Genomic DNA, 13,926 nt, shown 5'->3' on the forward strand with positions numbered 1-13,926 from the left:
AATTGCGGATACAAACGATACAACGCCAGAAATCACAGGTACAACTGAACCAGGAACAACAGTAAATGTCGTTGTTAAAGACAAAGACGGTAAAGTTGTTGCAGAAGGTCCAGCAACAGTTACAGGTGACACGTGGACATATACACCATCAGTTGAATTGGCAGATGGCGAATATGACGTAGTTGCAAAAGCAACAGATCAAGCAGGTAACACAGGTGAATCTCAGCCAGAGAGCTTCGAGGTTGACACAGTAGCACCGGAATTAACTATCGATGAGCTTAAGCCGACAAACGATACCACTCCTGAAATTACTGGTAAAACAGAACCGGGAGCGATAGTTGATGTTGTGATCAAAGACAAAGACGGTGAAATTGTCTCTGAAGGTAAAGCAGAAGTTGATCCAGAAGGTAACTGGACGTATACACCGACTGAAGAATTACCAGAAGGTCATTACGATATAGAAGTAACTCCTACTGATAAAGCGGGTAACAAAGGTGATACTTCTAAAGAGCAGTTAGAAGTTGATACAACACCTCCTTCTGACATTACTATTGATCCAATTGGTGGTGATGATTTTGAATCGAATGATCCTCAACCTGAAATTACAGGAACAGGTGAGAACGGTTCGCTAGTGGATATCGTGATCACTGGTCCAGATGGCTTCGAAGAGAAGGCCACTGTTGAAGTTGGAGAAGATGGTAAATGGTCGTATAAACCAGAAGCTGAGTTGGAAGAAGGTGATTACAAAATCGAAGCTACTCCTAAAGATGAAGCTGGAAACGTAGGTAATCCAACGGAACAAGATTTTGTAATCGACTTGACACCACCAGATATCGATATTGATCCGTGGGAAGATGATAATGATCCTTGGTTAGATATCGATCCTTGGGATGATGAAGAAGCTGCATGGGATGTGAGTGAAGCTGCATCTGTACAGGCAGTATCATTAGCTGCTGAGCCTCAAATTGCTGCATTCTCTGCTTTCGCTGCACGCTCATTATTTATTGCTGAACCAGTAGTAACAGCATCTCAAGTAACGGCGGTTGATCCAAGTATTAATTATACGAATGATCCACAACGTACGATTAGTGGTAATACAGTAAATAATCCTAAAGAGGTTGCTGTAGAGATTAAAGATGCTAACGGTGCTGTGGTATCTAGTGGTTTAGCAGTGTTGTCTGCAGGCCGTTGGAGTTATAAACCAGCAGAACCTTTAGCAGATGGTATATATACACTTGTAGCCACTGCACGTGATGCTGCAGGTAATACTAGCCGTACAGTTTCGTTAAAATTTGGTGTAGATACACTTTCACCTGATTTGTCAGTTGAAGAGTTATATCCTACAAACGATACTACTCCAGCAATTTCTGGTTCAACTGAACAATATTCTAAAGTTCAAGTCGTGATCAAAGATAAGAATGGAAATACTGTTGTAGATGCACCAGCTTCTGTAGATAGCTCAGGCAATTGGACATTTACACCGCCAAGAGATTTAGCGGATGGAAATTACACAGTTGAAGTAACATCTACTGATTTAGCTAAGAACAAAAAAACTGAAACTCAGCAATTAACAGTTGATACCCAAGCTCCTGATGCTGTGATTATTAATCCAATTACAGATCCAAGTGACTTGAAACCAGTATTAACAGGTAAAGCTGAAGCGAATACTACTGTCGAATTAGTGATTAAGGACTCTACAGGTCGAATTATTGATTCCGCACTTGTTCCTGCTGATCAAAATGGTAATTGGACATATCCAATCAACAATAATTTACCAGAAGGTACAATTATCGTTGAAGCTAAAGCGATTGATGAAGCTGGAAATGTTGGTCCTTCGTCAAGCATCGGCTTCGATTTGGATGTGACTCCTCCAGATTCGCCAACGGCAACATTTAATGCAGATGGTTCATTAGTAACAGGTACTGCACAAGCTTTATCAACTGTTAAAGTAAAAGATGCAAACAACATCGTGATTGGTACAACCACTGCGGATAGCAATGGAAACTACTCAATTAAGTTGATACCAAGTTTGAACGATGGACAAAATGTATCTGTGACCGCTTCTGATGTAGCGGGTGAATCTGCACCACGTCAAGTGACTGCTCCAAACATTCCGTTGGATGCCATTGATAATGTTGCTAAAGCTGGTATCGAGTACGAGTATCCTGTTACAGAGAAATTCATTAAAGATGCGATTTCATATAACTGGTTGATTGGCTTCTTCGGAATTACGCTTGGTAAAACGAGTGGTGCTACAGAGTTTACAATTGGTGCAAACAAAACTGCAGATGTACAGCTTCAAGTAAAATCAGCATCATGGGGAACATTATTAGATTCAGTATCAATTGTTCTTTACCAGCAAAATAGTTCTGGTAAGTGGGTACCAATTGCCAATAATAAATCTGCAGGATTATTTGATTTCATTGGCTTATTTGGAGAGGTTGCTCATATCAATTTAGATGATTTACCTGCAGGTAAATATCGTATTGAAATGAGTAATGGTAACCTTGCTTCTTTACCAGGTTATGTACAGACTAATTTAGTAATTAAAGAAACTGATACAAGTACAACGCCTGTTGTGAAGTCAATCACTGAGGCGAAGGGTAATGTTATTACTGATCTTGATCCTGTACATGGTAAAGATCTTGTAGTTGCCGGTGCTGTTGTGAAAGCTGTAAATGGTGTTGCGATTAATGGTGCAACAACAATTAAAGGCGAGTTTGGTACATTAACTATTGATGCAAACGGTACATATGCTTATAAGCCAAATGCAAACCTTAACGCGATTGGTAAAACGGATGTATTTAAATACACGATTACTGATCCTGTAACTGGTAAGTCTGATACAGCTCAATTAGTACTTCAAATTGATTCTAAATCAGGTTCACCATTGGCTTGGAGCAAATTCACACCAGAAGCAAACGCGAATGATGCTGATGCATTGGCGAATGAAACAGCAGGTAAGTTTAATTCTACTTACTTGAATGAAACAGTTTCTGCTAAAGGTTTGGATAAGTTGATCTTTAATGTGTTAAATGACAACAGCCATAACGGTGGTAACGGCGTTGACACAATCAATGCCTTCCAATTAGGCAGCAATGTGAAGATTGATGTTTCTGAGTTGTTATCTGATAGTGCAACTGCTCAAAACATTGATAAATTCATCTTTGTCGAGAAAGACGGAAACAATACGAAGTTAAGTATTGATCGTGATGGCGCAGGTACAACTTATAACAAGGTTGACCTCATTACTTTCAACAATACAGATGTTTCACTTCAAGACTTGTTGAACAAAAACCACTTGTTGTTCTAATAGACTAATGTGAAAAAGAGGAACTTCGGTTCCTCTTTTTTTATTCTTGAATAAAAAAAAATGGGACATTTAAAATGTCCCATTCATTGTCTATAACTTATTTGAGTAGATTAAGAAAATTTAAATAATGTTGTACGAGGATTTGTTCTTGTTCCAATATTGGTGTATGACCTACACCTTTTAAGATGATAGGCTCTTGAGCATTTTTCAGTAATCCTTTCAGTTCAGATGCAGCTTCTACATTAATAATTTGATCACGATCTCCCCAAATGATGAGTGTTGGTTGATCGATTGAACGAGCCGCTAGCGCAAATGTTTCAGGTGTAAATGATTTGGACATGAGAATAAGTTGCTCAACGAGTTTCGTGTTATTCGTAACATTGGATATCATGAGCTTTTCTTGTTCGACTTTCAGTTCGTTCGGTATAAATGGAGGTTGCTGCGTAGCAATTTTAAATAACCGATCAAAATCTCCAGGTTTAGAAACGATAAAATTTTTGAGTAAGTTTAGGTCTTTTAAGTAAGGGGTATTGGCAGATTTAAATACACCTGCACTGTTAATGAGTAGTAATGATTTAGTATCAATTGGATACTGAGCTGCATAAAGTAATGCTACAGCACCGCCCATGGAGTGACCGGCAACATTTAGATTTTGATCAACATGAATGGCTTCTGCAAAGCGACGTAATTTTTCGGTTAGATTTGGAATTGAATAATCAAAATCTGCAGCTACTTTACTATCACCTTGTCCAGGTAAATCAGGGATAATGACGTGATAATGTGGTGTCAGATAGCGAGCGACTCGGTTCCAATTATCCCGACTGCCTGCTAGACCATGCACAAGCATAAGTACGGGTTTGCCTTTTGTTCCACCTTCGCTGTAAGCCCAATCGATGTCGGAAACTTTAATACGCTTGGTATTCAGTCCAGCCCAAGCACGTTCTTGTTGTAAAATATTTTGTATATTTATACTGCTTGGCGCGGCTTGAGTTGTCGATGTAATAGAGATTGTACCGACTGCAATTGAAGCAGCAAGTAAGTGTGAAAATATCCTTTTCATTGTATTTCTCTGTGTATTGTTATTGTGCAAATTTAGATTAAGTGAGTCTGTTATGAAATGCATTTGCTCAAATCAATCATTCGATAAACTATAGGTCAATTATTGATGAATCGATCAGCATCAGCGGAAATGGCACAGATGTTCTTAGCCACAGTATCACAAATTCCTTATGGGAAAGTAGCCAGTTATGGTCAAATTGCTGCGATGTCCGGACTGCCTAAACATGCACGTTTGGTTGGTCGTGTGTTGAATCAATTAGATGTGAGTAGCGATTTGCCTTGGCATCGTGTCATTAATGCACAAGGTAAAATTAGTCATCTGCGTTTGGATGATCAAGGTTTTAATTGCCAGCAAGCTAGATTACTTGAAGAGGGGATTGTGTTTAACAATGGCAAAATAGATTTTAAGGTTTTTGGATGGTTCGAGTAGCTCCGTATGATGGTATACGGAGCTATCAGTTATTATTGCTTTACGACAAAAACAGGTACATTGACTTCGGTGATGAGGCTTTGTGCGACACTGCCCATAATTAATTTCTTGAATCCTGTGCGACCGTGCGAGCTGATAACAATAAGATCAATATTAAGCTCATCAATCGCTTTCATTATTGTACGGTGAATACTTTCTCCTTCGAGTATTTTTGTCTCTACGTCTACTCCATATTCATTAAACTTTGCTTTAGCTTGAGCTAGGTTATCTTCAATAAATTTTCGTGCTCGTTCAATTAAAAGATTTGACTGCCCATCTGAGAGATATTCGGCTGCGATATAGGGATCGAGTGTCATCACTTGAACTACAGTAATTTTGCTATTAAATGCTTTAGCCAATTCAACAGCATGCTGAACGACGTTGAGTGCTACTTCTGAACCATCCACTGGAACGAGGATATGTTGATAACTCATGTTGTTCTCCTTTTTTAACCGTTTTAATTAAAAGTGTATAAGTTCATCATAGACCTTAATTGTTCAAAATAAAACCAAGTGTAAAACTATGGTTTTTTATATTAAGTTATTGTTTTTGATTTATTATCTTAAATTTTAGAGATATAAGATAGTAACGAACTATGAAGAATGAAATTTGATTAACTGAATCATAAAAAGATCAATTTGAAAGTATTGTAATGAGTAGAGATGTAATTATGGGTGTTTCAGATCTCTATAAACTCTAGAGTTGATATTTAGAATTAAAAAAGTATTAGCCTTACTTTAGCGACTATATTTTGAAAACCCACTCCGTTTGAGTGGGTTTTTTTATGTCTTTAAGAGTGATAATGATAAGATATTTGGAAAATAAGCAACTGAATTCTATATTTAATGAATAAGAAGTTTTTTGAATGGATTAAAGTAAATATTGGAAGTTGTTTATCATGGGCGATAACTTTTGGTTGGTTAATTTTTATCTATTTAAAAATTCACAACGGTGCAATACCTAAAGATTTAAATGAATTTGGTGATTTTATTGCGGGAGCTTTTGCTCCATTAGCATTTTTTTGGTTGGTTAGAGGTTTTTATCAACAGGGCAAAGGCCTTAAGCAAAATTCAGAAGCTTTAAAACTTCAAGCAACTGAGTTAGGAAAAACGACTCAAGCATTGGAATTGCAAGTAAAAGAAATGCAGGCTTCTGTAGAGCAGCAGTCACGTTTGACTAAGGTGTACGAAGAAGAACTTCAGCAAAAGCATTTTCAAGTGCAACCTTATTTTGAATATGCTTTTAAAGTGACGAAGAATTATTTAATTGATGAGCCTATATTTGATGTAGATGATAATGTCATTGATATTTATGAGGAAAGAAGAATCGAGTTTACTTTAACAATTAAGAACTTTGGTGATAGGGCAAGAAATTTGATAATTAGATCTCGTAAAGGACAACCCTATATTCAAAGAAAACAGTATAAACTTGAGAATTCAGAAAACTTTATTATAGTTTTTGAAGTTGATGGTAAGTTCGCGCAAGAATTAAGTGAGGGAAAACACAATTTGGTAAGGATGTTCAAAGTTCAATACCAAGATATATATGGTAAATCTTACGATAAATACATTAAGTGTACTGTCAACCCAATTACTTTCCATGATGATGACAATATTTATTTACATGAAGAAATTAATTTGGTTGCAAGAGAAGAAGCACTACAATCTTAATATAATTTTACGTAGATGATGTAATGTACTTCACTAAATTTTCAATATTATCGGTCTGCAACTGTTCACGCATTTTTAAAAACTGCTTTTCGTCTAAATCATAAAGTTTTAGAGAAAGCAGTTTTTTAATATCTTGTTCAGAAAAGCGATATTTAATAATTTTCGCAGGTACACCACCTACGACAACATAAGGTGGCACGTCTTTGGTGACGACAGCACCAGTTGCCACCACTGCGCCTTCACCAAGTTTTACCCCTTGCATAATCATGGCACGGGAACCAATCCAACAACCATCACCAATGACAGTATCGCCAGCAGGCACAAAACTACGCGTATCAAAAGGAAAAGCCGAAATCCAATCTGTACGGTGCAACTGATTTCCGCCCATCATGATGACGCACTCAGCACCAAAACAGACAAAATTACCAATATAAAGCTGATCGATGGGTTTTTCTGGTGTCGAAGCTTTGTCATGTAGATAACGCACCACACAACGCTCAAAACCTTGATCCCAATATGCTGAGTAATAGCTGTAATTGCCTTTGATATGAATATTCGGATTTTGGACTGTTTTCGAAATAAATTCGAATTCGCACCAATGCTTAACAGGGGAGTTGATCAGCTTTTCAGACATATCAATTAGATGACACACACGGAGAGTGTATTATATCGAATAGGCTGTTGGACTGGCATATTAATCTTCAAAACCCTTATTTAAACTCAGTAAGACTAGCGTTATTAGGAATACGTGCGATCACTTTAATTTCAAAATCAAACCCTGCTAACCAATTCACACCTAAAGCTGTCCAGTTGGGATAAGGTTTTTGCGTGAAAACCTGATTTTTGACTTTCATAATGGTTTCAAATTGATGTTCTGGATCGGTATGAAAAGTCATGACATCGACAATATCATCAAAATTACAACCAGCCCCAGCCAAAGTGTCAGCTAAGTTTTGAAAAGCCTGCGCAACTTGTTTTTCAAAATCTGGTTCAGGCGAACCATCTTCACGACTACCAACTTGTCCTGAAACAAAGAGTAAATCTTGCGATCGAATGGCGGCAGAATAACCATGTTGTTCATACAATGCATGGCGTTTTTTCGGAAAAATAGCTGTTCTTGTCATGAAATTATCTCCATTGAGATGTGAATTAAAAATTTAACATACGAATCGTATGTGAATAACTTAATTGACATACGTAGTGTATGTCAATTAGAATTTTTGTCATGGAAGGGATGCAAGTTATGTCTGTACGTGAACAAAAAATGGTGGAAACCCGCAAAAAATTGATTGAAGTTGCACGTCGTGCCTTTGCGATGTATGGATATGCTGATACATCCATGGATAAACTCACAGCAGAGGTGGGGTTGACGCGTGGGGCGCTCTATCATCATTTTGGTGATAAGAAAGGCTTATTTGCTGCGGTGGTTGATCAAATTGATTCAGAGATGGCTGCATCTGCCCAACAACATTTGAAACAGCCTGATGACCTATGGGAAGGGTTGATGCTGGAAGGGCGTACGTATATCGAACATGCATTAAACGCAGAATTTCAGCGTATTGTACTGCGTGATGGGCCAGCAGTATTGGGAGATCCAGCACATTGGCCAAGTCAAAATAGATGCTTGCAGAAGACACGTGAATGCGTAGAGCAATTGCTAGCTGAAAATAGATTAAAACAAATCGATGCACTTGCTGCTGCAGTCTTGCTTAATGGGGCAGCCATGAATGCAGCATTGTGGGTGGCGTCTAGTGAACATCCTAAAAAGCTATTACCACAGGCTTTACAAGCCTTCGAAATATTTGCGTCGGGCTTCTTGAAAATAAATTAATGTAAATTTTTAATCCAATAAAAAACCCCTCATCAGAGGGGTTTACAGCCTAAAATATCAAGAATTAAAGATATTCTACGCTCACAATTTCGTATTCAACTTCACCTTGAGGTGTCGTAATTTTAACTTCATCACCTTCATTTTTACCTAAAAGACCACGAGCGATAGGGGAATTCACAGATATTTTGTTAATTTTAAAATCTGCTTCGTCGTCACCAACAATTTGATACGTTTTACGTTCTTCAGTATCCAAATTCTCAATTGTGACAGTCACGCCAAAAACTACGCGTCCATTTTGCTCAAGTTCTTTAACGTCAATCACTTGTGCAGCACCCAATTTTCCTTCGATATCTTGGATACGGCCTTCACAGAAACCTTGTTGCTCACGTGCAGCGTGGTATTCCGCGTTTTCTTTAAGATCTCCGTGTTCACGTGCTTCAGCAATCGCTGCTGTAATACGAGGACGATCTACAGTTTTAAGTTGGTGTAATTCTTTCTCAAGCGCTTCTTTGCCTTGAGGTGTCATAGGATAACGTTGCATAGTTGTCCCTCAAAAAAGTAAGTATGAAAAAAATACTAAGTCTATAAATGAAAAAAAGCCCGCCACCAAGAGGTGACGGGACTTCTTGGTAGTGTATTAACCTACTGTTTGTAAGTCTTGCAAACGATATACATCCATTGGCAATTTGATTGCTAAAGCTTGGCAAACTGCATCTGCACCGTTAAGGGTAGTCGTATGATAGACCTTACCTTGAAGTGCAGAACGGCGGATTGAGAACGAATCCTGCTGAGCTTGTTTACCTTCTGTTGTATTGATAATGAGGTGTATTTCGCCATTTTTCAAGCGGTCCACAATATTTGGACGACCTTCAGTCACTTTATTTACACGTTCACATTCAATACCAGCCGCTTTGATGACATCGTATGTACCACCAGTAGCAAGGATTTTGAAGCCAAAGTCAGCAAGTTGTTTTGCAATACCTGCTGCACGTGGTTTATCAGAATCACGTACAGAGATGAATGCATGTTTAACTTCGCCTTCTGTTGGAAGACCTGGTAAACGCTCATTTGCACCTAATACAGCTTTATAGAACGCTTCGCCAAATGTTTTACCAACGCCCATCACTTCACCTGTAGATTTCATCTCAGGCCCAAGGATTGGATCAACACCAGGGAACTTGTTGAATGGGAACACTGCTTCTTTAACAGAGAAGTGCTCAGGGATAATCTCTGTAGTGAATCCTTGAGATTCTAAAGATTGACCCGCCATACAACGCGCAGCTACTTTCGCTAAAGACTCACCGATACATTTAGAAACGAATGGCACTGTACGTGATGCACGTGGGTTCACTTCTAAGATGTAAACGTCTTCGCCTTTAACCGCAAACTGTACGTTCATCAAACCAACAACGCCAAGTTCTTTTGCCATTGCAACTGTTTGACGACGCATTTCGTCCTGAATCTCTTTAGAAAGAGAGTAAGGAGGGATCGAACATGCTGAGTCACCTGAGTGAATACCTGCTTGTTCAATGTGTTGCATGATACCGCCAATCACAACGTCTTTACCGTCAGATACGCAGTCTACGTCAACTTCGATCGCGTCGTCTAGGAAGCGGTCAAGAAGAACAGGGGCATCGTTAGAAGCTTGAACAGCATCACGTAAGTAGCGACGTAACTCTTCATCGTTGTATACGATTTCCATCGCGCGACCACCAAGTACATATGATGGACGTACTACAAGTGGATAGCCAACTTTCGCTGCTTCAGCCATACCTTCTTCAGCAGATTTTACAATGCTGTTGTTTGGTTGACGAAGTTGCAGACGTTGAATCATTTGTTGGAAACGTTCACGGTCTTCTGCACGGTCAATCGCATCAGGCGATGTACCAATAATTGGTGCACCAGCTTCTTCTAAAGCACGAGCCAATTTAAGTGGTGTTTGACCACCGTACTGTACGATGATGCCTTTAGGCTTCTCAATACGTATGATTTCTAATACGTCTTCAAGTGTAATTGGTTCGAAGTACAAACGATCAGATGTGTCATAGTCAGTAGAAACCGTTTCAGGGTTACAGTTCACCATGATGGTTTCATAACCGTCTTCACGCATTGCAAGCGCCGCGTGTACACAGCAGTAATCGAATTCGATACCTTGACCAATACGGTTAGGACCACCACCGATCACCATGATCTTGTCTTTGCTGGACGGGTTTGATTCACATTCGTCATCGTAAGTTGAATACATATACGCTGTGTCTGATTCAAATTCAGCAGCACAAGTATCTACACGTTTGTAAACTGGGGTTACGCCCAAGTTCCAACGATGTTTACGGAATTGTTTTTGTGAAATACCCATCAAGTTCGCAATGCGAAGGTCAGATAAACCTTTACGTTTAAATGAACGGATGTTGTCCGCATTTAGATCGCCAAAACCTAAAGTTTTGATTTGGTTTTCTGTTTTGATGATGTCTTCGATTTGGATCAAGAACCATTTGTCGATCTTAGTCGCTTGGAATACATCTTCTAATGTAAAGCCGTGACGGAATGCATCAGCAACATACCAAATACGCTCAGGACCCGGAACACGAAGTTCTTGTAAGATTTTCTCACGCGCGCCTTCAGCACCCACTTCGATTTTTTCATCAAAGCCAGTTGCACCCACTTCAAGACCACGAAGTGCTTTGTTCATAGACTCTTGGAAGTTACGACCAATCGCCATCACTTCACCAACAGATTTCATCTGTGTAGTTAAAGTTGCGTCAGCTTGTGGGAATTTCTCAAAGTTGAAACGTGGAACTTTAGTTACAACGTAGTCAATCGCAGGTTCGAAAGATGCTGGAGTTGTACCGCCAGTGATGTCGTTTTTAAGCTCATCAAGGGTATAACCAACCGCTAATTTTGCAGCGATTTTCGCAATAGGGAAACCAGTTGCTTTTGAAGCCAATGCAGAAGAACGAGATACACGTGGGTTCATCTCGATCACAACCATACGGCCAGTATTTGGACAAATACCAAACTGTACGTTAGAACCACCTGTTTCTACACCAATCTCACGCAACACTGCTAAAGATGCATTACGCATTAACTGATATTCTTTATCTGTTAATGTTTGTGCAGGTGCAACAGTGATTGAGTCACCTGTGTGTACGCCCATTGGGTCAAAGTTTTCAATCGAACATACGATGATACAGTTGTCGTTTTTGTCACGAACAACTTCCATCTCATATTCTTTCCAACCAATTAAAGATTCATCGATCAATAATTGTTTGGTCGGAGAAAGATCGAAACCGCGTTCACAGATTTCAAGGAATTCTTCTTTGTTGTATGCGATACCACCGCCTGAACCACCCATGGTGAATGATGGACGGATAATCACTGGGAAGCCGAAACGTGCTTGAATTTCTAATGCTTCTTCCATTGATTCAGCGATTGCTGCTTTTGGACATTCAAGACCAATTTTACGCATTGCTTGGTCGAAAAGTTTACGGTCTTCCGCTTTTTCGATCGCTTCTTTCGTTGCACCAATCAATTCAACATTGAATTTTTCTAAAATGCCATGCTCATCAAGGGCAAGGGCACAGTTCAATGCAGTCTGACCACCCATTGTTGGAAGAACTGCGTCTGGGCGTTCTTTCTCAATGATCGCTGCAACAGTTTGCCAAGTGATTGGCTCGATATACGTTGCATCTGCCATTGCAGGGTCAGTCATGATCGTTGCAGGGTTAGAGTTTACCAGAATTACACGGTAACCTTCTTCACGTAATGCTTTACATGCTTGTGCACCTGAGTAGTCAAACTCACACGCCTGACCGATAACAATTGGACCAGCACCAATAATTAAGATGCTTTTAATATCCGTACGCTTTGGCATTATTTGCTCCTCAATTACTTCTTAGATGCTTCAATAAGTTCGATGAAATGATCGAACAATGGTGCGCAGTCATGTGGACCTGGGCTTGCTTCTGGGTGACCTTGGAAACTAAACGCAGGCTTATCTGTACGATGAATCCCTTGAAGAGTTTGATCGAACAATGATTTGTGCGTCGCTTTAAGGTTTGCAGGTAATGTTTCTGCATCCACTGCGAAGCCATGGTTTTGAGAAGTAATCATCACTGTACCATCTTCGATGTTTTGTACAGGATGGTTAGCACCATGATGACCATGAGGCATTTTCACCGTTTTAGCGCCAGAAGCGAGAGCAAGAATTTGGTGACCCAAGCAAATACCAAATACAGGTACGTTACGAGCGTCTTCAACAATTGTTTTTACAGCTTCAATTGCATAGTCACATGCTGCAGGATCGCCAGGACCATTCGATAAGAATACGCCATCTGGATTTAGAGCAAGAACTTTTTCAGCAGGAGTTTGTGCAGGCACGACAGTTAATTTACAACCGCGGTCTGCGAGCATACGTAAGATGTTGGTTTTGACACCGTAATCATATGCAACAACATGAAATTTTGCTTCTGGTTGGGAGAAACCTTGACCTAATTTCCAAGAACCTTCAGTCCATTCGAAACCGTTTGGATCACAGCATTCTTTCGCAAGGTCTAAACCATTCAGACCGCCGAATGCACGAGCTTTTTCTAAAGCTTCTTCTTCTGTAATATTTTCACCAGCTAAGATACAACCGTTTTGTGCACCTTTAGCACGTAAAATACGGGTCAGTTTACGTGTATCAATGTCAGCGATAGCGACAACATTGTGAGATTTTAAGTATTCGCCTAAAGATTGCGTAGATCGGAAGTTGCTGTGCAATAAAGGTAGGTCACGAATGATCAATCCGTTTGCCCATACTTTATGAATTCGACCTGACTCAGCGTCTTCATCATTACAACCTGTGTTACCAATGTGTGGATAGGTAAGCGTAACAAGCTGTTGTGCATAACTTGGGTCAGTCAAAATTTCTTGATAGCCAGTCATGGCAGTGTTGAAAACGACTTCACCAGTCGTACTACCCGATGCACCGATTGACGTTCCTTTAAAGATCGTACCATCGGCAAGGGCTAAAATTGCTGGGGTGCTCAAACCAAAGCTCCTGAAATTTAGGCTGTAAAAAAGCGAGTAGACGAAAAAAAAGGAAGGCTACTTTAAAACCCACCCTCCTTACATCTGCTCGCTTGAACTTAACACGGCATTATACGCAAACACCTTGATAAAGTCCACGTAAATAAACCTGAATTCGTCAGATATATACCTTGTAATTTGTTTAAAAGTCTGCTTTTTAAACTTTGGACAAAAGTCTAAGAATGTAAGAATTGTTTAATAATTCAAAAGTTAAGTTTTATCACGATGTATCAAAATTTATGTAGACTTACAATTAATAAGCTAAGTTTCTGAAACAGAATAACAAAGCTTCTAAAAAGCTGATTTGTTAAATAGAACAAATGTTGAAGTTGCTCCAAATGCTTCCTAAAAGTTCGAAAAAAGTACTGATTAGGTCAATTTACCAGTATTTTAGAAAGGACTGATTAAATATGGAAAATAGAGGTAAATATTGAATTGCTTGTTAAAAGCGTAGGTTCAATTATTCAAAGATGAAATTGGTAGTTAGCATGTTGGGATTTAAAAATTAAACCGAGAT

General features: G+C 39.3%; 11 protein-coding genes. 4 read left to right on the top strand and 7 right to left on the bottom strand.

Features of this window, described 5'->3' with window-relative positions; all coding sequences use genetic code 11:
• A partial coding sequence (locus AC1M84_RS00005) for a BapA/Bap/LapF family large adhesin (RefSeq protein ID WP_481594140.1) occupies nucleotides 1-3,313 on the top strand: 3,313 nt, incomplete at its 5' end.
• 97 nt (nucleotides 3,314-3,410) lie between these two features.
• Here AC1M84_RS00005 and AC1M84_RS00010 read toward each other — a convergent pair.
• Nucleotides 3,411-4,373, bottom strand: a complete 963-nt coding sequence (locus tag AC1M84_RS00010) for an alpha/beta fold hydrolase (RefSeq protein WP_481593201.1) — start codon at nucleotides 4,371-4,373, stop codon at nucleotides 3,411-3,413.
• A 105-nt stretch (nucleotides 4,374-4,478) separates the two neighbouring features.
• Here AC1M84_RS00010 and AC1M84_RS00015 point away from each other — a divergent pair, with 105 nt between their 5' ends.
• Nucleotides 4,479-4,802 carry an MGMT family protein gene (locus AC1M84_RS00015; RefSeq protein WP_481593200.1) on the top strand — a complete coding sequence of 108 codons (324 nt, stop codon included), beginning with the start codon at nucleotides 4,479-4,481 and terminating at the stop codon, nucleotides 4,800-4,802.
• 32 nt (nucleotides 4,803-4,834) lie between these two features.
• Here AC1M84_RS00015 and AC1M84_RS00020 read toward each other — a convergent pair whose 3' ends face one another.
• Complete coding sequence (locus tag AC1M84_RS00020; RefSeq protein ID WP_481594141.1) at nucleotides 4,835-5,275, bottom strand: universal stress protein; 441 nt, start codon at nucleotides 5,273-5,275, stop codon at nucleotides 4,835-4,837.
• Between the two features lie 411 nt (nucleotides 5,276-5,686).
• Between AC1M84_RS00020 and AC1M84_RS00025 the strand changes: the two genes are divergently transcribed.
• Nucleotides 5,687-6,511, top strand: a complete 825-nt coding sequence (locus AC1M84_RS00025; protein ID WP_481594142.1) for a hypothetical protein — start codon at nucleotides 5,687-5,689, stop codon at nucleotides 6,509-6,511.
• Between the two features lie 7 nt (nucleotides 6,512-6,518).
• Here the strand turns inward: AC1M84_RS00025 and AC1M84_RS00030 are convergent, their stop codons facing one another.
• Together AC1M84_RS00030 and AC1M84_RS00035 are read right to left on the bottom strand one after the other, a co-directional pair.
• Nucleotides 6,519-7,145 (bottom strand): CatB-related O-acetyltransferase, encoded by a 627-nt coding sequence (locus AC1M84_RS00030; protein WP_481594143.1) that lies wholly within the window; start codon nucleotides 7,143-7,145, stop codon nucleotides 6,519-6,521.
• A 76-nt stretch (nucleotides 7,146-7,221) separates the two neighbouring features.
• On the bottom strand, nucleotides 7,222-7,635 hold the full coding sequence (locus AC1M84_RS00035) for a RidA family protein (protein ID WP_481594144.1): 414 nt from the start codon (nucleotides 7,633-7,635) through the stop codon (nucleotides 7,222-7,224).
• 119 nt (nucleotides 7,636-7,754) lie between these two features.
• Between AC1M84_RS00035 and AC1M84_RS00040 the strand changes: the two genes are divergently transcribed.
• A complete protein-coding gene (locus AC1M84_RS00040; protein WP_035266956.1) occupies nucleotides 7,755-8,342 on the top strand; it encodes a TetR/AcrR family transcriptional regulator in 588 nt (195 codons plus the stop codon).
• A gap of 64 nt (nucleotides 8,343-8,406) precedes the next feature.
• Here AC1M84_RS00040 and greA read toward each other — a convergent pair whose 3' ends face one another.
• From greA to carA, 3 genes are all read right to left on the bottom strand, one after another.
• Nucleotides 8,407-8,883, bottom strand: a complete 477-nt coding sequence (gene greA, locus AC1M84_RS00045; RefSeq protein ID WP_035266896.1) for a transcription elongation factor GreA — start codon at nucleotides 8,881-8,883, stop codon at nucleotides 8,407-8,409.
• A gap of 96 nt (nucleotides 8,884-8,979) precedes the next feature.
• Entirely contained in the window at nucleotides 8,980-12,213 is a 3,234-nt protein-coding gene (gene carB / locus AC1M84_RS00050) for a carbamoyl-phosphate synthase large subunit (RefSeq protein WP_481593195.1), read from the bottom strand.
• A 14-nt stretch (nucleotides 12,214-12,227) separates the two neighbouring features.
• Complete coding sequence (carA, locus tag AC1M84_RS00055; protein ID WP_035266900.1) at nucleotides 12,228-13,370, bottom strand: glutamine-hydrolyzing carbamoyl-phosphate synthase small subunit; 1,143 nt, start codon at nucleotides 13,368-13,370, stop codon at nucleotides 12,228-12,230.
• Between the last annotated feature and the right edge of the window lie 556 nt (nucleotides 13,371-13,926).

This window comes from Acinetobacter sp. 24-47-66, from assembly GCF_056779755.1.